This is a genomic window from Mesorhizobium kowhaii (genome assembly GCF_042431665.1).
Taxonomy (GTDB): domain Bacteria; phylum Pseudomonadota; class Alphaproteobacteria; order Rhizobiales; family Rhizobiaceae; genus Mesorhizobium; species Mesorhizobium kowhaii.
Genome location: NZ_JBHLYT010000053.1, coordinates 395431 through 412917, shown reverse-complemented (window position 1 = coordinate 412917; position 17487 = coordinate 395431). Strand labels below are relative to the sequence as shown.

The window sequence follows — 17487 nt, the reverse complement described above, 5'->3', positions numbered from 1 at the left end:
ATGGCATATGAGATATGATACACCATTCGAACGGAAGTGAAATATGATGCCTGAGCGGATTGCTGACGAGGCCATTCTCAGCGCGGTCGACGACGGCTTCGCGCGACAGGTCGCGTTCCTGGCCGATCTCGTGCGCTTTCCCTCGCAGCGCGGCGAGGAACACGCGGCGCAATCGTTCATGGCGGCCGCCTATGAGGCTGACGGCTATGCGGTCGACATGTGGCGCGTCGATGTCGATGCAATTCGCGACCTGCCAGGTTTTTCACCTGTGGCGGTTTCCTACGATGACGCCTTCAATGTCGTTGCCACTCATACGCCGAGAAACGCGACCGGCCGCTCGCTGATCCTCAACGGCCATATCGATGTCGTGCCGACAGGACCGCACGACCGCTGGGCGCGTGATCCCTACGATCCGGCGATCGAGGATGGCTGGATGCACGGCCGCGGCGCCGGCGACATGAAGGCTGGCCTGTCAGCCTGTCTCTATGCACTGACGGCATTGCGCAGCCTCGGCTATCAGCCGGCCGCGAAATTGTTCCTGCAGTCGGTGGTCGAGGAAGAGTGCACCGGCAATGGCGCGCTCGCCTGCCTGCAGCGCGGCTATCGCGCCGATGCCGCCTTCATCCCCGAGCCGTTGGAACCAAGGCTGATGCGGGCGCAGGTCGGGCCGATCTGGTTCAGGGTTGAGGTCGACGGTGATCCGCAGCACGCGTCAGGGGCTTTTTCCGCCGGCGCCAATGCCATCGAAAAGGCATTCGCCATCATCCAGGCGCTGAAGCAGCTCGAAATCGTCTGGAATGCGCGCAAGGTCGATGACCCGCATTTTTGCGACCACCCGCACCCGATCCGCTTCAATCTCGGCAAGATCGAAGGTGGCGAGTGGACATCGAGCGTTCCGGCGCGCTGTGTCTTCGAGATGCGGGTCGCGACCTATCCCAGCCAGAAGCTAAGGGATGCCCGGGTCGAAATCGAGGCCTGCATCGCCGATGCGGCGCGCGCCGACCCGTTCCTGGCCAACCGCCCGCCGCGCCTCACCTACAATGGCTTCATGGCCGAGGGCTATGTGCTGCAAGGGGCGGACGAGATGGAAGCCGTGCTGCGCCGCAGCCATACCGCTGTCTGGGGCGAGCCGTTGAAGGAACACGTCACCTCGGCGACGACCGATGCGCGCTTCTTTGGCCTCTATGCCGACACGCCGGCGATCGTCTATGGCCCGATCTGCCGCATGCCGCATGGCTATGACGAGGCCGTCGATCTGGACTCCGTGCGCAAGGTCACCCAGACAATCGCGCTGTTCATCGCTGACTGGTGCGGCCTCGAACCCATCGATCCCGAGGCCAGGCGATGAACGCGGCTGTGCCTGACGCTTTCGGCGACACACTGGCCGAGGATGCGCCTGACGTCTCGACAGCCGATGCGCTGGCCATCCTGCGCCGGCACTACGGGCTCACCGGCACCGCGCGTCCGTTGCCGGGCGAACGCGACCACAACTTCCACATCCAGACGGACGGTGAGGGTGAGTTCGTCCTCAAAATCTCGCATCCGGCGGAAGAGGCCGGCTTCACCGACTTCCAGAACAAGGCGCTCGATCACATCCTTGCGGTCGACCCGACCTTGCCGGTTCCCTCGGTGCGCAAAAGCCTGCAAGGTGAAGCGCAATTCGCGGTCGGCGTCGGTGGATCGGCGCCGCGCATCGTCCGGCTGGTCACCTATCTGCCCGGCCAGCTGCTTTCGCGCTCGCCCACATCGGCGGCGCAGGATCGCAATCTCGGCATCTTCCTTGCCCGCCTTGGCCGCGCGCTGCGCGGCTTCTTCCACCCGGCCGCCGGCAGCGACCTGCTCTGGGATATCCGCAAGGTCGCCAAGACGCGGCCGATGCTGGCGCACATCGCTGACCCCAGCCGGCGGGCGATGGTCGAGCGTGCGATCGACGCCTTCGAGGAGCATGCAGCGCCGGTCATCCCGAAATTGCGCGCGCAGATCGTCCACAACGACATGAACTCCTACAATGTGGTGATGGATGCGTCGCGGCCGGAAGTGGTCAGCGGCATTCTCGACTTTGGCGACATGATCCACTCGCCGCTAATCTGCGATCTCGCCATCGGCGCCGTCTATCGCTGGCCGGCCGAAGGTCATCCACTGGCGCCGGCGGCGCGCTTCGTCGCCGGTTACCAGTCGGTGCAGCCGCTCGAGGCCGAAGAAGTCGGCATCCTCTTCGATCTGATCCGCGCCCGCCTTGCGCTCATCGCCAACATCGCCAGCTGGCAGGCCGAGCGCTTCCCGGCCAAGCGCGACTATGTCCTGCGGCTCGCCACCGAAGTCTGGGCATCGCTCGAACGGCTGGACGAGCTGTCGTCCACTGACGCCCGCCGTTATTTTCTCGACAATTCCAATCCGGAGTAGATGCTCGTGCCCCAATCCTCGCCTGCAGATGCCTTTGCCGATGCCGGCGCGTCGGCAAAAGAGCGTGCCCTGCTCGAGCGCCGCGCCAGGCTGCTTGGCCCGACCTACCGCGCCTTCTACCGCAACCCGATCCATCTGGTGCGGGGCAGCGGCGTCTGGCTCTACGATGCCCAGGGCCGAAAATTCCTCGACGCCTACAACAATGTCGCCTCGGTCGGCCACTGCCATCCGCGCGTCGTCGAGGCGCTGTCGGGGCAGGCGGCGACACTCAACACGCACACACGCTATCTCAGCGAGATCATCCTCGATTACGCCGAGAAGTTGCTCGGCACCTGTCCGGCCCATCTCGGCCACGCCATGTTCACCTGCACCGGCAGCGAGGCCAACGACCTTGCCATCCGCATAGCACAGCATTCCAGCGGCGGCACCGGGGTGATCATCACCGACTTCGCCTACCATGGCGCCACGATCGCGACTGCACAATTGTCTCCGGCCGCGGTCGGGGTGAAAGCGGTGCCCGCGCAGCACCGCACTGTCGCGGCGCCGGATACGTTCCGCGATCATGGCCGGGCCGCGCGCGATTTCGCCAGGAATGTCACCGCCGCCATCGACGACATGCGCGCGCAGAACGTCCGTCCGGCCGCACTGCTTCTCGACTCCGCGTTTTCCAGTGACGGCATCTTCTTTCCCGATGCGGCGGTGATGCGCGAGGCAGCAAGCCTCGTTAGAAAAGCCGGCGGCATCGTCATTGCCGATGAGGTTCAGTCCGGCTTCGGCCGGCTCGGCCAGGGCATGTGGGGTTTCGCCAATTATGGCATCGAGCCTGACATCATCACGATGGGCAAGCCGATCGGAGACGGGCATCCGATGGGCGCGGTGATCGTGCGGCCGCAGCTTGTCGCCTCCTTCGGCTCGAACACCGGTTACTTCAACACCTTCGGCGGCAATCCGGTCGCGGCCGCCGTCGGCATCGCCGTTCTCGAGGTGATCGAAGGCGAGGGCCTGATCGAGAATGCGCGCATGGTTGGCGCCTATACGGGCGAGCTGCTGCGCGCCCTGCAGAGCCGGCATGACGCGGTCGCCGACGTCAGGCACAACGGCCTCTATTTCGCCGTCGAGTTGACGGCGGAGGGCGACGAGGCCTTGGCCGCCACCAAGACATCGGCGGTTGTCGAAGCCATGCGCGAAGACGGCGTGCTGATCTCCTCCTGCGGTCCGCGCGGCAATGTGCTGAAGATCAGGCCGCCGCTGCCCTTTGCCAGGGACAATGCCGAGCAACTGGCCGAGACGCTCGATCGCGCACTGTCGAACTGGTGATCGGAGCGGGCCGCGCATGCTGAAGCTCGAACATCAAACCCTGAATGACCGCGCCTATGGCGCGCTCAAGCAGGAATTGATTTCCGGCGGCTTCAGCCCGGGCCAGACACTGGTCATCCGCAAGCTCGCCGAGACGTTCGGCATATCGACGACCCCGATCCGCGAGGCGCTGCAAAGGCTCGTCGCCGAGCGGCTGCTCGAGATGCAGAACAACCGCTCGGTCATCGTGCCTTTGCTGTCCGCGCCAGCCTTCGAGGAACTGACGCGCATCCGCATCGCCGTCGAGGGACTGGCGGGCGAGATGGCCGCGTCGCGGATGACGGAAAGTGGTCTGGTCGAGATCAAGGCCGCGCTCGCTGGCATGCAGCAAGCCATCGAGACAGGTGACGCAAAGGCCTATCTCGCGCTGAACGAGGCCTTCCACTTCGCTATCTACCAGCATGCCGGCGCGCCGATCCTTTTGAATATGATCCGCGACCTTTGGGGTCGGGTAGGGCCGTATCTCAAGCTGCTGATGCAGGCCGATCGCTACGTTCCGCAGTCGAACGATGCGCATCGCCAGATCGTCGCCGCGCTGGAGCAGCGCGGCGGTCCCGCGGTCCGGACTTTCATTGAAGAGGACATCACTGTAGCGGCCGCTGTCTTGTCGGCAAACCTTGGCGCGGCCACGTGACGGTCGCCTATCTCGTTTCGTCCATCCGGTCGCGCAACATGCTCCAGCCGAGCAGCATGTTGGGTGCGTGCCGCAACAAGGCATGGAACGGGATCGGTGCCGGCAGCGCAAACGGTAGCGGCAGATCACGGGCATCGGTTCCAGCCGCCCAGTCGGCCAGCACCTTGCCCATCGCCGTCGTCATGGCGATGCCGCGCCCGTTGCAGGCGCGACCGGCGATGAACCCCGGCCCAAGGTCCAAGAGGTGCGGCAGGAAATCCGGCTCGACCGCGGCCATTCCCGACCAGCTATAGGCAAGCGGAGGCAACTCGGGCAGGTCGAGATGCCTGGCGAGCCGTCGCCAGATCGTCTGCGGCACGCGCGCATCGGCACCGGCGCCAAGGATATGCATGCCGCCGCTGATCAGCCGGTTCTCGCTGTCGAAGCGGAAGGTGAAGAGATTGCGCCTGGTGTCGCCGACGCCTTGCCCGCCGGGCAAGAGACGCGTGCGGATTTCCTGCGGCAGCGGTCCTGTCGCGATCTGGAAAACCTTCAGCGGAAAATAGGTTCGTTGCAGCAACGGATTGAGCGACCCTCCATAGGCGTTGGTGGCGACCAGCACCTTGCCGGCGCGCACCGAGCCCGATGGCGTTTTCAACACCCAGCAATCCGTCGTGCGATCGACCGAGGTGACGCGCGTATGCTCGAAGATGCGCGCGCCGGCCTTCTCGGCCGCATCGGCCAGCCCACGCGCGTATTCGACTGGATTGAGCACGCCGCCCGAACGATCCATCCAGCCGCCGACATAACCCCGCGCACCGGTCAGCGCTTCGACCTCCTGCCGGGCCAGGGTAACGGCCGGCCGGCCGCGCTGCGCCCATTGCCCGGCGCGGGATTTGACCTTCTCGAACGCGGCGGGCGAATGCGCTGGCTGGATCCATCCGCTCTGCACGGCGTCGCAGTCGATGCCGTGCCGGCGGATCAGGCCGAAGACCAGGTCGGCGCTGCCGGCGGCGAAATCAATCAGCCGTTTACCGTGTTCGGGGCCGAGACGGCCGATAATGTTGTCCGGGTCCATCTTGGCGAAGTTCGGCACGACGAAGCCAGCATTTCTGCCAGTCGCGCCCCAGGCGATGAATTCGGCTTCGAGAACGGCAACGGAAAGCCCTTTCCCGGCGGCGTGCAGCGCTGTCGAGAGGCCGGAAAAGCCGCCGCCGACTATGGCGAGGTCGACATCGAGCCCGCCTTGCAGCGCCGGCCGGTCACGGTGGTTGCGGCTGACGGCATGCCAGAGCGAAGCGCCATGCGCTTCCTGCCGGACCACGGCATTCATGGCCCTGAACTGCTCTTGCCCGTAACGACCTTCGCCCGCTTGCCGAACCATGGTCGCCGCGGTCTGTCGCCGAACAGGCCGTTCGGCCGGATCAGCAGGATGACGCAGAGCATGACGCCGATGGCGGCGATCTGCAGCGCGGCGGCGCGGGCCTGCTGCTCCGGCGGGAACAGAACGCTGGTCAAGGTGCCGGATCCAGCCCATATCGCCCAGACCAGGATGCTGCCGATGACGGCGCCGAGATTGCTGCCCGAGCCGCCGACGATCAGCATCACCCAGACCTGGAAAGTCAGGATCGGCAGGTAATTGTCCGGCGCGATGAAGCCGGTGAAATGCGCCTGCAGCGCGCCCGCCAGCGCCATGATGGCGCCACCGACGGCAAAGGCCTGGACGCGGTAAAAACGCGCGCTCTTGCCCAAAGAGATCGCTGCCCGCTCGTCTTCCCGCAACGCCTTCAGCACCCGCCCCCAAGGGCTGCGCGACAGGTGCTCCAAGGCGAGATAGGCGATCAGCGTCACCGCGCAGACCACGGCAAGGTTGGACAGGTTGAAGAGCAGCGGCGTCTCGGCGAGGCTGCCGAACGGGCGCGGGATGAAACCGATGCCGAACGGGCCGCCGGTCAGCCTCTGCGCGTTGAGCGCGACCAGTTGCACGACGACGGCGACGCCGAAGGTGGTGATCGCCAGATAGTCGGATCGCAGACGCAGCGTGGCCATGCCGGTGAGCGCGGCGGCGATGCCACCGACGGCCATGGCGCCGAGCCAGCCGACGACGATCGGCAGGTCGAAGCCGCCGAGCCTCGCGACATCGTCGGGTGTCGTCAGCAGTGCGGATGTATAGGCGCCGATGGCGACGAAGCCGGCGAGGCCGACATTGAACAGCCCGGTCAGCCCCCACTGCAGATTGAGCCCCAGCGTGACCAGCGAAAAGATCAGCGCGGTGGTCAGGAAGAAGGCGCCGTAGCCGAGCAGGTCCATCAGCGTTCCCTCACACCAAACAGGCCGATTGGTCGCACGAACAGCACCGCCATCAGGATGATGAAGGAGACGGCGGCGCGCCATTCGGCGCCGATCAGCTGCACCGCGCCGGCCTCGGCGAGCCCGATGATCAGGCCGCCGAGCACGGCGCCGGGAATGCTGCCGATGCCGCCGAGAATGGCGGCGGCGAACATCGGCAGCAGCATGTCGAAGCCCATGAACGGGCGGATCTGCACCAGAATGCCGATCATCACGCCGGCGACGCAGGCCAGCGCGCCGCCGATGATCCAGGTGACGCGCACCACGCTGGCGACGTCGATGCCGACGATGCGGGCCAGTGCCGCGTTCTGGCTCAAGGCCTGCATCGAGCGGCCGGTCTGGGTGCGCGTCATCAACAGATGCACGCCGAGCACCAGCACGGCGGTCAGCAGCAGCAGCGCGATCTGGTCGGGTGTGATGCGGATGCCGAAGCCGACCGGCATGGCGATCTGGATCGCCCGGCTGAAATAGGTCGGGCGCGAGGTGAAAGTGAATTCGAGCAGGCTTCTGAGCGCCATCGAGGCGCCGAAGCTCGCCATCACCACGATGATGGCCTGGCCTTGCGAGCGCAACCGCGCGAACAGCACCTTGTCGAGCAGCAGCGCCAAGAGGGCGGTGAATGCCATGCCGATGACCAGTGCGACAATCAGCGGCCAGCCGAAGGACAGCGGTCCGATCGGCGCCACCTTGCCGACCATCGCGCCGATGGCGCTGACGACGGCCAGCGTCGCATAGGTGCCCCAGGCCATGAAGTCGCCATGGGCGAAGTTGGAAAAACGCAGGATCGAATAGGTGAGCGTCACGCCGATGGCGCCGAGGCCGATCATCGAGCCGGTCAGCAACCCGTCGACGATGAATTGCAGGCTCATGCCGCGCCTCCTTTCCCGGTCTGCGACGTCTTTTCTGCCTTGAGGGGGCGCTGGCCAAGATAGAGTTCGGCAACCACAGGGTCGTTCCACAGTTCGGAGGCGACACCTTCGTGCCGGTCCTTGCCTTCGACCAGCACATAGGCGCGATCGCCGATGGCAAGTGCTGCCTTGGCATTCTGTTCGACCAGCAGGATGGTGACGCCGGATTTACGAATGCCGGCCAGCATCTCGAACACCATCGACACGAATTTCGGCGACAGGCCGGCCGACGGCTCGTCCAGCACCAGCACCTTGGGGTGGACGATCAGCGCCCGCGCGACGGCGAGCATCTGCCGCTGTCCGCCCGAAAGGTTGCCGGCAGCGGTGCGGCGCTGGCGGACGAGGTCGGGGAAGGCGGCATACATCTCCTCGATGCGGGCAGGGATTTCGCGCCGCTCGAGGATGCCGCAGGCGACTTTCAGATTGTCTTCGACGGACATCAGCGGGAAGATGTTTTCGGTCTGCGGCACGAAGGCAAGACCGAGGCGCACCATGGTGTGCGCCGGTGCGGCGGTGATGTCCTTGCCGTCCAAAAACACCGTACCGCCGGTGATCGGGACGAGGCCGGCGATCGCCTTGATGAAGCTCGACTTGCCGGCGCCGTTGGGGCCGAGCACGACGACAATCTCGCCCTTGCCGACGGTGATCGAGGCGCCGCGCACGATCGGTACGCCGGGCTCGTAGCCGGCCTCGAGATTGCGGACATCGAGGACGATTTCGCTCATGCCGCGCCTCCGAGATAGGCCTCGATGACGCGCGGGTCGCGGGCAACCTGTTCCGCCGTGCCTTCGCTGAGCAACTGGCCGCTCGCCATGACGAGGACGCGATGGCAGAGCCGCGTCACCATGTCGATGTTGTGCTCGATCAGCAGGAAGGTGATGCCGCGCGCGTTGATATCGCGGATGCGGTCGATGATGACTTCGAGCAGGGTTGCGTTGACGCCGGCCGCCGGTTCGTCGAGCAGGATGATCGCCGGGTCGGCCATCATCACGCGGGCGAGTTCGAGCAGCTTGCGCTGGCCGCCGGAAAGCACGCGCGCCGGCTCATGCGCAAGGTGGGTGAGGGTGACCAGCTCCAGCAGTTCGAGCGCCTTGATCCTGGCGGCTCTCTCCTGCGCCGCCACCCGCCACGGTGTAACGAAGTTGGCGAGCAGTCTCTCGCCGGCCTGGCCCTGTGCCGCCAGCATTATGTTTTCGATCAGCGTCAGATTGGGCAGCGGGCGCGGGATCTGGAAGGTGCGGCCAAGGCCGCGACCGATGCGCAGATGCGCGGCTTCGCCCGAAACGCGCGTGCCGTTGAGGAGGATCTCGCCACTGGTTGGCAGGATGCTGCCGGCGAGCAGGTCGAACATCGTCGTCTTGCCGGCGCCGTTCGGCCCGATCAGGCCGAGGATTTCTCCCGCCCTGACGTCAAACGAGACATCGTTGACGGCGATGAGGCCGCCGAACCGCCTGACGACGTTCCTTGCCGTCAGAACCGGCGCACGGGTCTTCTGCCCCTGCTGTTGCGCTGCCTCGCTCATCAAACCCTCTGGCCGAAGACGATCGTTGCCGTCTCCTGATTTTTGATTTGTGATCACACTTGCTTTGATCACGCTATTCGGCTTTAATTTCGTCTGCAAGCCGAAAACCGCCAAGACCGGAAATCCATGCAAAAGGCTGCCATCGAAAAGAACAATGAGGCGATCGCGGCCCAGCTTGCGCCGGTCGGCCGCGAAACCGTGCAGGATCGCGTCTATTCGGAATTGCGCCGCGCCCTGATCGGCGGCCTGTTCGAGCCAAGCCAGGTGCTGACCATCCGTGGGCTCGCCGATGCGCTGGTCACGTCGACCATGCCGGTGCGCGAGGCGCTCGGCCGGCTGATCACGGAAAAGGCGCTGGAGGCGCTGCCAAACCGTTCGGTGCGGGTGCCGCCGATCACGCTGGAACGCCTCGACGATCTCTTGCGTGCCCGCATCCTCATCGAAGGCGAGGCCATCGCGCTGGCCGCCGCTCGTATGGGGCCGCGCCAGATCGCCACCATCGAGACCATTCTCGGCGAATGGGACGACATGCGGGCGTTGAAGCACAAGAAGGATGTCGATCGCGAAGTGACGCTCAACCAGAGCTTTCATTTCGAGATTTACCGTTCCTGCGGCTCGGCCGTGCTCATCCCGATGATCGAGAGCCTGTGGCTGCAATCAGGCCCCTGCATTCGTGTCGCCATCTACGCCTTCTCGGAAGCCGGCGAGGTCGACACCGCCCAGTATCACCGCCGCATCGTCACGGCGCTGGCCACGCAGGATGCGCAAGCAGCGCGGGAATCGCTGGTCGCCGACATCAGCCGGCCCTTCACCTTCCTGCGCAGCAAGCTGCAATCCGCCGCCGCGAAAGACCAGACATGACCGCCATCAGGATCACCGAGCCGCGCTCGCAGCTTTCCGTCACGGCGCTGTTGCTGCCTGAGAAGGCGCCGGAAAACGCCGCCTTTCTCAAGGCATATCTCGGCACGCCACGCGTCGTCCCGGGCATCCATGCGATGTGGACGGGGCCGGAAATCTCGTGCCCGGTTCCCGCTGCCGATCTCGAGGGCCAGCCCTATGCCAGGCCCTTGCCGGCGGAGAACGCAACGCTGACGCCGCAGCCGGGTGACATCGTGCTGTCCTATGTGCCGCCGCGCATGTGGGGCGGCAATCCCAATGCGATCTTCGACATCGGTCTCTACTACGGGCAGGGCGCGCGCCTGCTGTTCCCGATCGGCTGGCTTGCCGGCAGCGTGGTGGCGCAAGTGCGCGCCGAAGAGCGTGATCGGTTCGCCGCCGCTTGCGGCGTCATCCGCCGCAATGGCGCCTGCGACGTCACCTTCAGCCTGGTGGAGGTCTGAAATGGCTGACGACAGTTTCGAACTCTTCGATCTTCGCATCGAGGCGGTCATCCCCGAGGGCAAGCCGATCTATTGCGGCGCCAAGGCCGGCGACTATTTCGAGATCAAGGGCGAGATGCTGTCGATGCCGGCAGGGCAAGGCTTTTCGATCTATTCGATATCGGCCGTGTTGCCGCTGCTGGCAGCCAAGCAGCGCCCCAGCCACCCGAACGACTGGATGACCTCGGACGCCGAGATCGCTTGTCCCGATCCCAATTGCGCCAGCCGGCTGAGGATCGTCAGGACCGGCAAGCGACGGTTCAGCCATGCCGAGACCACGGCCGTACCGCTGCCGAAGCAGAGAGACGACAAATGAGTGCCAAGACCTTCGAACTCTGCCCCGGCTATACGATCTCGCGCGTCATCCGCGGTGGCTGGCAATTGGCCGGCGGCCATGGCGCCATCGACCGCCAGCAGGCGGTGACCGATCTGATCGCCACCTTCGATGCCGGCATCTGGACCTATGATTGCGCTGACATCTACACGGGCGTCGAGGAGCTGATCGGCGCCGCGCGCCTGCGACTGGCCAGCGAGCGTGGCCTCGATGTCGCCGCCAGGATGAAGGTGCACACCAAGCTGGTGCCCGACCTCGAACGGCTGGCCGGCATCAGCCGCGACTACATCAGGAGCATCGTCGACCAGTCGCTGCGGCGGCTGAAGACCGAGCGGCTCGATCTCGTGCAGTTTCACTGGTGGGACTATGCGCAGCCGCGCTATGTCGAGGCGATGGGCTGGCTCAATGAGCTTCGGCTTGAGGGCAAGGTGCGCAATCTCGGCACCACCAATTTCGACACGCCGCGGCTCGCCGAAATTCTCGCCGCCGGCATCCCGCTGGTCAGCCAGCAGTTGCAATATTCGGTGCTCGACCAGCGGCCGGGCAACAGCCTTGCCGCACTCGCAGCGAAGAACCGCGTCAGCTTCCTCTGCTACGGCTCCGTTGCCGGCGGCTTCCTCAGCGACAAATGGCTAGGCATGGCCGAGCCTGCCACGCCGCTCGAAAACCGCTCGCTGGTCAAATACAAGCTGATCATCGATGACTTTGGCGGCTGGGACCTGTTCCAGCAACTGCTTCAGGCGCTGAAGGCCGTCGGCGACCGCCATGGCGTCGACATCGCCACCGTCGCCAGCGCCTGGGTGCTGGAGCAGCCGCAAGTGGCGGCCGTCATCGTCGGTGCCCGCAACCAGGCGCATGCGCTTGCCAATGCTGGCATCATGGACGTTGCGCTCGACGCCGAGGACCGGGCGCGGATTGCCGCCGTCATCGCACAGGGCTCCGGGCTTGAAGGAGATGTCTACACGCTGGAGCGCGACCGCCACGGCCGCCACGGTTCGATCATGCACTACAACCTCAATGCGGGGAAACAATGAGCGGCGAGCCTTCCCTGTTTTCACGCGCCAGCGCCGAGGTCGTCGACCTGCATCGCTTTTTCGTCGACTGGTTCGTCGCCGCGCGCGCCGGCAAGGCCGACTTCAGCCGCTTCGAGCGCGTCATGGGCGACGGCTTCGCCATGGTCGCGCCGGACGGCCAGGTCCTCGATCGCGCCTCGGTCGTCGATCATGTCCGCACCAGCCGCGCCACTTGCGACGACGGCTTCGCCATTTCGATCGAGGACATCCGCCCCGGCTGGCAGGGCGGGGACACGATCGTCGTCTTCTACGTCGAGGCGCAGCTGCGCGGCGGCAAGCACAGCCGTCGCCAATCGAGTGCCGTCTTCACCACCAGTTCATCGGCGCCCAACGGTGTCGAATGGCGACATCTGCATGAAACGTGGCTGCAGGTGCCGGAACGCTGAACAGGAGCATCGGGCCAAAAAGTGCGAAGGTAAATCCGATGCGCAGACAAAGAGACATGTAATCCAGTTCGTGTAGCTCAAAGGGGAACAACAATGAGAAAGACGATACTCCAACTCACCACCGCGCTCGCTCTCGTGACGATGGCCGGCGCAGCACAGGCCGCCGATTGCAAGATCACCGTCGGCCTCGTCATGGAACTGACCGGCCCGGCCGGCGAATACGGTCAGGCCGGCGCCAAATCGGTCGAGATGGCCTTCCGCGACATCAACGCCGCCGGTGGCGTGCGCGGCTGCGACCTAGCGACCGACACCCGTGACAGCCAGAGCCAGGGCAACATCGCGGTCGACGCCGCCACCCAGCTGGTTCAGGTCAAGAAGGTCCCGGTCATCATCGGCGGTATCATCTCGTCTGTGTCTATCCCGATCCTGACCTCGGTCACGGCACCAGCCAAGATCGTCCAGGTGTCGCCGGCTTCGTCCTCGCCGACGCTGACGGCGCTCGGCCGCGACGGCAAGACCAACGGCATCTTCTTCCGCACCATCACCTCGGATGCGTTGCAGGGTGTCGCTGCCGCCAAATACGCCATCGACAAGGGCTTCAAGAAGCTGTCGATCATCCATGTCAACAACGACTTCGGCGTCAACATGGTCGCCGAATTCTCGCGCGCCTACAAAGCGCTCGGCGGCGCCATTGTCTCCGATACGCCCTACAACGAAAAGCAGTCGAGCTATGCCTCGGAAGTGACGGCGGCGATGGCCGGCGAGCCGGACGGGCTCTATCTCGTCAGCACCCCGGTCGACGGTGCAACGGTTGCCCGCACCTGGATTTCGCAAGGCGGTGTGCAGAAATTCCTGCTCAATGACGGCATGAACAGCCCGGACTTCATCGAGTCCGTCGGGGCCGATTATCTGAAGGAAGCCTATGGCACGTCGTCCGGCACCAGCCCGACGGCCTCCACCGACTATTTCATAAAGAACTACAAGGAATTTTCCGGCATCGAGCCGTCCAATCCGGCGGCCGACCGTTCCTACGATGCCGGCGCCATCGTTGGCCTCGCCATCGCCATTGCCGGCTCCGAGGATCCGGCCAAGATCAAGGATGCGATGTACAAGGCGGTCGACCCGGCCGGCACGCCGATCTTTGCCGGCAAGGACGAGTTCGCCAAGGCGCTAGGCCTGATCAAGGACGGCAAGCCGATCCGCTACGAAGGCGTCATCGGCCCGGTCGCCTTCGACAAATATGGCGACATCACCGGTCCGTTCCGCCTCTGGAAGATCGTCGACGGCAAGGTGACGACCGACGGTGAAATGACCACCGACGACGTCAACGCGCTGCAGGCCAAACTTCAGTAAGACAACCTACCGTCCGGCGTCGATCCGATCTCATCGCGATCGATGCTGGACGGTCGGCCTGTCCTGCATTGTCGCAACCAGTCATGCGGACGATGGTGCTTGCACGGACAGGGGTTTGATCGGCGGGCGATCATGATTAGGATTGGCCAATGTCGCCTAAAACCCAACAGCTTCTATCTGCTCTCGACGACCGGATGGGCGCGGGCGGTGTCCTCGCCGGCTCCGACGTCGACCAGCGCTATCGCGACGATCCCGACGGCAAGCTCGGCGCGCTTCCCGAAGCGGTGCTGCGCCCGCGCGACACCGAGGGTGTAGCGGCAGCACTCGCCGCATGCAACGATCTCGGCCAGCCAGTTGTTGTGCAGGGCGGACGCACCGGGCTGACCGGCGCCGCGCGTGTGCAGCCGGGCGAGGTCGTGTTGTCGCTGGAGCGCATGACCGGTCTCGATGCACCGGATCGTCAGGCTGCCAGCATCGTCACCGAGGCGGGCGCAACGCTGCAGGCGGTGCAGGAGGCGGCCGACGGCGCCGGTCTGATGTTCGGCGTCGACATCGGCGCACGCGGTTCGGCCACGGTTGGCGGCAATGTCGCCACCAACGCCGGCGGCATCCGCGTGCTGCGCTATGGCATGTACCGGGCGCAGGTGCTGGGGCTGGAAGCGGTGCTTGCCGACGGCAGCGTGCTGACATCGCTAAAAGGTCTGCCCAAGGACAATTCCGGCTATGACCTCGGCCAGCTCTTCATCGGCACGGAAGGGACGCTTGGCGTCGTCACACGCGCGGCGCTCAGGCTGCATCCGAAGCCGGTGTCCGAGGTGAACGCCTTCTGCGCGCTGTCTTCGCTCGATGCGGCGATCGCCCTGCTCGGGCTGCTCCGGCAAAAGCTTGGCCCACTCTTGTCCGCCTATGAGGTCAACTTCGCGCCGCTCTATGACGCGATGGTCGCCAGCATGGACATGCCGGCGCCGCTGCCGGCGGGTTCGTCGGTCTATGTGCTGGCCGAGATCCAGGGCAGTGAGCCCGAACGCGACGGCGAGCGCTTCGCCGAGGTCTTGATGCAAGCGGTCGAGGATGGCGTGGTCGACGATGTGGTCGTCTCGCAGTCGCCGCGCGAAGTCCGGGCGCTGTGGGCCGTGCGCGAGGATGCCAACCGTTTCCTGTTTACGACGAAAGGTCTGATCGGCGTCGACATCAGCATCCCGCTGGCGCGGATGGGAATTTTTCTGCGGGAAGCGGACGCCGCCATCCACGCCGTCGATCCCGGCGCCGACATCTATGTCTTCGGTCATCTCGGTGACGGCAACCTGCACTACCAGGTCCGCACGGTGGATCCGGCGGCGGCATACGACATCGTCTATCGCGGCGTGGCGGCAGCCGGCGGCGGCGTTTCGGCCGAGCATGGCATCGGCCTCGACAAGAAGAAGTGGCTGCATCTGGTTCGCAGCGACGCAGAAATCGCCACGATGCGGCGGCTGAAAGCAGCGCTTGACCCCAGAAACATCCTGAATCCGGGACGGGTCTTCGACCTTGGCCCATCGGTTCAGAACGGATAGTGCTGGCCCGGATCCTCGATCGTCACCCAGCGTAAATCGGTGAATTCGGCGATCGATGCCTTTCCGCCGAAGCGGCCATAGCCCGAGCCCTTGACGCCGCCGAACGGCATCTGTGCCTCGTCGCCGATGGTCGGGCCATTGATGTGGCAGATGCCGGCTTCGATGCGCGCGGCCACCGCCATTGCACGCTTGATGTCGCGGCTGAACACGGCTGACGACAGGCCGTATTCGGTGTCGTTGGCGACACGCACGGCCTCATCCTCACCCTTCACCCGGATCACCGGCTTGACCGGCCCGAAGGATTCTTCGGCATAGACGCGCATGGCCGGTGTGACATGGTCGAGCAACGTTGCTTCCACCACGGTACCGCTGCGCTTGCCACCGGCCACCAGCCTGGCGCCCTTGGCGACGGCATCAGTGATGAGTTCCTCCATCTTGTCGGCCGCCTGGCTGCTGATCAGCGAGCCCAGCACGACATGGCCGCGCGGGTCGCCGGCCGGCAGCTGCGACGCGCGGGCCGCCAGCTTGGAAACGAATTCATCGGCGACCTTCTCGTCGACGATCAGCCGTTCGGTCGACATGCAGATCTGACCTTGATGCATGAAGGCGCCGAAGGTGGCGGCGTTGACCGCGGCGTCGATGTCGGCATCGTCCAGAACCAGCAATGGCGCCTTGCCGCCGAGTTCAAGCAGCGCCGGCTTCAGGTGCCTTCCGGCGAGCTCGGCGATGATCCTGCCGACCTTGGTCGAGCCGGTGAAGTTGACGCGCTTGACTAAAGGGTTCGCGACCAGCGCCTCGACGATGCCGGCGGCGTCCTTCGGATCATTGGTGACGACATTGATGACGCCCTTGGGCAGGCCGGCCTCGACCAGCACCTGGCCAATCAGCCGGTGCGTGCCGGGGCACATTTCGGATGCTTTCAGCACCACCGTGTTGCCGCAGGCGATCGGCATGGCGATGGCGCGGGTGCCGAGAATGACCGGCGCATTCCATGGCGCGATGCCGAGGCACACACCGGCCGCTTGACGGATCGCCATGGCCAGCGTGCCCGGCTTGTCGGAGGGTATGATCTCGCCCGAAATCTGCGTCGTCATCGCCGCCGCCTCGCGCAGCATGTTGGCCGCCAGCATGACATTGAAGCCGGCCCACGGGCCGGTCGCGCCTGTCTCTTCCATCATCAGCCGGGTGAATTCATCGACCTTCGAGGCCATCACGTCTGCCGCTTTGCTCAGCAAGGCGCGGCGCTCGCCAGGCCCGGTCTTCGACCAGGCCGGAAAGGCGGCTGCGGCGGCCTCGACCGCGGCATTGGCGTCGGCGATTGTGGCCGCGGCGGCGCGTGTCGCCAACCTGCCGGTGAACGGGTCCATGCGTTCGAAGGACGCCGCACCTGAGGCAGCCCGTTCGTCGCCGTCGATCAGAAGTCCGATGTCCATGACTGTCTCCATCGCTCCCGTTGAGCGTATTCTTTTGGGTTAGAATCCGAACATTTCGGCATTGATCGATGCTTCGAGGCCACCATCGACCGGCACGTTGGCGCCGTTGATCCAGCGCGCGCCGTCCGAGCACAGGAACAGCACCACCGGCGCGATGTCGCCGGAGGTGCCGGCGCGTCCGACCCTGGCAATGTCGCTGTCGACGCGGGCATCGCCGAGCACGCTGCGGAACTGTTTCAGGATCGGTGTCTCGACCGGGCCGGGGCTCACCGCATTGACGCGGATGCCGCGGCGTTTGAACAGATCCTGGTGCGCCGCGCGAAACGTCCACAAGAGCAGCAGCTCCTTGGAGACGGGATAGCCTTCCTCGTTCCTGACCGCATGGTCGCAGACCACCTCGGCGACATCCGGAAAACCTTCGATGCCGACCATCGAGACGGTGCGATTGAGATTGGCGCGCCAGCCATAGCCGGCGATCGAGGCCACGTTGACGATGGCACCGCCTTCGCGAAGTCTTGGCGCGAGGCCTTCCGAAAGCGCCCGCAGCCCGAAGAAGTTGACGGCCAGCGTCGCCGCCGCACCGGTGTTGCCGGAGAGGCCGGCGACATTGCAGAGCGCGTCGATACGCTGTGGCAGACGCGCGATGAGATCGTCGACGCCGGCCTTCGACGAGATGTCGGCCTTGACGAAACTGCCAACCGCTGCAGCCGGCTCACGAACGTCGACGCCGATCACGTCGGCGCCGAGCTGGCCGGCGAGTTCCGCCGTGCGCGCGCCGATGCCGGAGGCGACACCGGTGATGAGGATGGTCTTGCCGAAGAGCAT

Annotated in this window: 18 protein-coding genes; 11 read left to right on the top strand and 7 right to left on the bottom strand. The window is 65.2% G+C overall.

Annotated elements, in window-relative coordinates; genetic code table 11:
* Nucleotides 1-46 precede the first annotated feature (46 nt).
* From ACFFNA_RS29370 to ACFFNA_RS29355, 4 genes are read left to right on the top strand one after another with little or no spacing between them, the layout of a single operon-like run.
* Nucleotides 47-1348, top strand: coding sequence for an ArgE/DapE family deacylase (locus ACFFNA_RS29370; protein ID WP_378923371.1), 1302 nt, complete (start codon nt 47-49; stop codon nt 1346-1348).
* Nucleotides 1345-2403, top strand: coding sequence for a phosphotransferase (locus ACFFNA_RS29365; RefSeq protein WP_378923370.1), 1059 nt, complete (start codon nt 1345-1347; stop codon nt 2401-2403). The genes ACFFNA_RS29370 and ACFFNA_RS29365 overlap by 4 nt, the downstream gene beginning before the upstream one ends.
* Nucleotides 2404-3720, top strand: a complete 1317-nt coding sequence (locus tag ACFFNA_RS29360) for an aspartate aminotransferase family protein (RefSeq protein WP_378923369.1) — start codon at nt 2404-2406, stop codon at nt 3718-3720.
* Between the two features lie 16 nt (nt 3721-3736).
* Nucleotides 3737-4393, top strand: a complete 657-nt coding sequence (locus ACFFNA_RS29355; RefSeq protein ID WP_378923368.1) for a GntR family transcriptional regulator — start codon at nt 3737-3739, stop codon at nt 4391-4393.
* Between the two features lie 7 nt (nt 4394-4400).
* Here the strand turns inward: ACFFNA_RS29355 and ACFFNA_RS29350 are convergent, their stop codons facing one another.
* From ACFFNA_RS29350 to ACFFNA_RS29330, 5 genes are read right to left on the bottom strand one after another with little or no spacing between them, the layout of a single operon-like run.
* Nucleotides 4401-5705 carry an NAD(P)/FAD-dependent oxidoreductase gene (locus ACFFNA_RS29350; protein WP_378923367.1) on the bottom strand — a complete coding sequence of 435 codons (1305 nt, stop codon included), beginning with the start codon at nt 5703-5705 and terminating at the stop codon, nt 4401-4403.
* The gene (locus tag ACFFNA_RS29345) at nt 5702-6685 is read right to left on the bottom strand and encodes a branched-chain amino acid ABC transporter permease (RefSeq protein ID WP_378923830.1); all 984 of its coding nucleotides are present in this window, start codon (nt 6683-6685) and stop codon (nt 5702-5704) included. The genes ACFFNA_RS29350 and ACFFNA_RS29345 overlap by 4 nt, the downstream gene beginning before the upstream one ends.
* A complete protein-coding gene (locus tag ACFFNA_RS29340) occupies nt 6682-7590 on the bottom strand; it encodes a branched-chain amino acid ABC transporter permease (protein ID WP_378923366.1) in 909 nt (302 codons plus the stop codon). The genes ACFFNA_RS29345 and ACFFNA_RS29340 overlap by 4 nt, the downstream gene beginning before the upstream one ends.
* Nucleotides 7587-8354, bottom strand: coding sequence for a branched-chain amino acid ABC transporter ATP-binding protein (locus ACFFNA_RS29335; RefSeq protein WP_378923365.1), 768 nt, complete (start codon nt 8352-8354; stop codon nt 7587-7589). Before ACFFNA_RS29335 ends, ACFFNA_RS29340 begins: the two co-directional genes overlap by 4 nt.
* Complete coding sequence (locus ACFFNA_RS29330) at nt 8351-9151, bottom strand: ABC transporter ATP-binding protein (protein ID WP_378923364.1); 801 nt, start codon at nt 9149-9151, stop codon at nt 8351-8353. Before ACFFNA_RS29330 ends, ACFFNA_RS29335 begins: the two co-directional genes overlap by 4 nt.
* 126 nt (nt 9152-9277) lie before the next feature.
* Between ACFFNA_RS29330 and ACFFNA_RS29325 the strand changes: the two genes are divergently transcribed.
* From ACFFNA_RS29325 to ACFFNA_RS29295, 7 genes are all read left to right on the top strand, one after another.
* Nucleotides 9278-10012, top strand: coding sequence for a GntR family transcriptional regulator (locus ACFFNA_RS29325; RefSeq protein ID WP_378923363.1), 735 nt, complete (start codon nt 9278-9280; stop codon nt 10010-10012).
* On the top strand, nt 10009-10491 hold the full coding sequence (locus tag ACFFNA_RS29320; protein WP_111547028.1) for a DUF3830 family protein: 483 nt from the start codon (nt 10009-10011) through the stop codon (nt 10489-10491). The genes ACFFNA_RS29325 and ACFFNA_RS29320 overlap by 4 nt, the downstream gene beginning before the upstream one ends.
* A gap of 1 nt (nt 10492) precedes the next feature.
* Entirely contained in the window at nt 10493-10846 is a 354-nt protein-coding gene (locus ACFFNA_RS29315; RefSeq protein WP_378923362.1) for a TIGR04076 family protein, read from the top strand.
* Entirely contained in the window at nt 10843-11898 is a 1056-nt protein-coding gene (locus ACFFNA_RS29310) for an aldo/keto reductase (protein WP_378923361.1), read from the top strand. The genes ACFFNA_RS29315 and ACFFNA_RS29310 overlap by 4 nt, the downstream gene beginning before the upstream one ends.
* Complete coding sequence (locus tag ACFFNA_RS29305; protein WP_378923360.1) at nt 11895-12323, top strand: DUF4440 domain-containing protein; 429 nt, start codon at nt 11895-11897, stop codon at nt 12321-12323. The genes ACFFNA_RS29310 and ACFFNA_RS29305 overlap by 4 nt, the downstream gene beginning before the upstream one ends.
* A 93-nt stretch (nt 12324-12416) precedes the next feature.
* A complete protein-coding gene (locus ACFFNA_RS29300; protein WP_378923359.1) occupies nt 12417-13676 on the top strand; it encodes an ABC transporter substrate-binding protein in 1260 nt (419 codons plus the stop codon).
* Between the two features lie 149 nt (nt 13677-13825).
* Entirely contained in the window at nt 13826-15229 is a 1404-nt protein-coding gene (locus ACFFNA_RS29295; protein WP_378923358.1) for an FAD-binding oxidoreductase, read from the top strand.
* On the opposite strand, the gene ACFFNA_RS29290 is transcribed toward ACFFNA_RS29295, so the two are convergent.
* Both ACFFNA_RS29290 and ACFFNA_RS29285 read right to left on the bottom strand, forming a co-directional pair.
* On the bottom strand, nt 15217-16662 hold the full coding sequence (locus ACFFNA_RS29290; RefSeq protein WP_378923357.1) for an aldehyde dehydrogenase: 1446 nt from the start codon (nt 16660-16662) through the stop codon (nt 15217-15219). The two genes, ACFFNA_RS29295 and ACFFNA_RS29290, sit on opposite strands and share 13 nt — an antisense overlap.
* 39 nt (nt 16663-16701) lie before the next feature.
* The gene (locus ACFFNA_RS29285) at nt 16702-17487 is read right to left on the bottom strand and encodes a coniferyl-alcohol dehydrogenase (protein ID WP_378923829.1); all 786 of its coding nucleotides are present in this window, start codon (nt 17485-17487) and stop codon (nt 16702-16704) included.

What these genes read in the sequence shown, in the direction of transcription:
- ACFFNA_RS29305 (WP_378923360.1), top strand. Translation starts at nt 11,895, where the DNA reads ATGAGCGGCGAGCCTTCCCTGTTTTCACGCGCCAGCGCCGAGGTCGTC.
- ACFFNA_RS29340 (WP_378923366.1), bottom strand. Translation starts at nt 7,590, where the DNA reads ATGAGCCTGCAATTCATCGTCGACGGGTTGCTGACCGGCTCGATGATC.
- ACFFNA_RS29290 (WP_378923357.1), bottom strand. Translation starts at nt 16,662, where the DNA reads ATGGACATCGGACTTCTGATCGACGGCGACGAACGGGCTGCCTCAGGT.
- ACFFNA_RS29285 (WP_378923829.1), bottom strand. Translation starts at nt 17,487, where the DNA reads ATGCTCTTCGGCAAGACCATCCTCATCACCGGTGTCGCCTCCGGCATC.
- ACFFNA_RS29365 (WP_378923370.1), top strand. Translation starts at nt 1,345, where the DNA reads ATGAACGCGGCTGTGCCTGACGCTTTCGGCGACACACTGGCCGAGGAT.
- ACFFNA_RS29350 (WP_378923367.1), bottom strand. Translation starts at nt 5,705, where the DNA reads ATGAATGCCGTGGTCCGGCAGGAAGCGCATGGCGCTTCGCTCTGGCAT.
- ACFFNA_RS29335 (WP_378923365.1), bottom strand. Translation starts at nt 8,354, where the DNA reads ATGAGCGAAATCGTCCTCGATGTCCGCAATCTCGAGGCCGGCTACGAG.
- ACFFNA_RS29360 (WP_378923369.1), top strand. Translation starts at nt 2,404, where the DNA reads ATGCTCGTGCCCCAATCCTCGCCTGCAGATGCCTTTGCCGATGCCGGC.
- ACFFNA_RS29300 (WP_378923359.1), top strand. Translation starts at nt 12,417, where the DNA reads ATGAGAAAGACGATACTCCAACTCACCACCGCGCTCGCTCTCGTGACG.
- ACFFNA_RS29315 (WP_378923362.1), top strand. Translation starts at nt 10,493, where the DNA reads ATGGCTGACGACAGTTTCGAACTCTTCGATCTTCGCATCGAGGCGGTC.
- ACFFNA_RS29310 (WP_378923361.1), top strand. Translation starts at nt 10,843, where the DNA reads ATGAGTGCCAAGACCTTCGAACTCTGCCCCGGCTATACGATCTCGCGC.
- ACFFNA_RS29325 (WP_378923363.1), top strand. Translation starts at nt 9,278, where the DNA reads ATGCAAAAGGCTGCCATCGAAAAGAACAATGAGGCGATCGCGGCCCAG.
- ACFFNA_RS29330 (WP_378923364.1), bottom strand. Translation starts at nt 9,151, where the DNA reads ATGAGCGAGGCAGCGCAACAGCAGGGGCAGAAGACCCGTGCGCCGGTT.
- ACFFNA_RS29355 (WP_378923368.1), top strand. Translation starts at nt 3,737, where the DNA reads ATGCTGAAGCTCGAACATCAAACCCTGAATGACCGCGCCTATGGCGCG.
- ACFFNA_RS29370 (WP_378923371.1), top strand. Translation starts at nt 47, where the DNA reads ATGCCTGAGCGGATTGCTGACGAGGCCATTCTCAGCGCGGTCGACGAC.
- ACFFNA_RS29295 (WP_378923358.1), top strand. Translation starts at nt 13,826, where the DNA reads ATGTCGCCTAAAACCCAACAGCTTCTATCTGCTCTCGACGACCGGATG.
- ACFFNA_RS29320 (WP_111547028.1), top strand. Translation starts at nt 10,009, where the DNA reads ATGACCGCCATCAGGATCACCGAGCCGCGCTCGCAGCTTTCCGTCACG.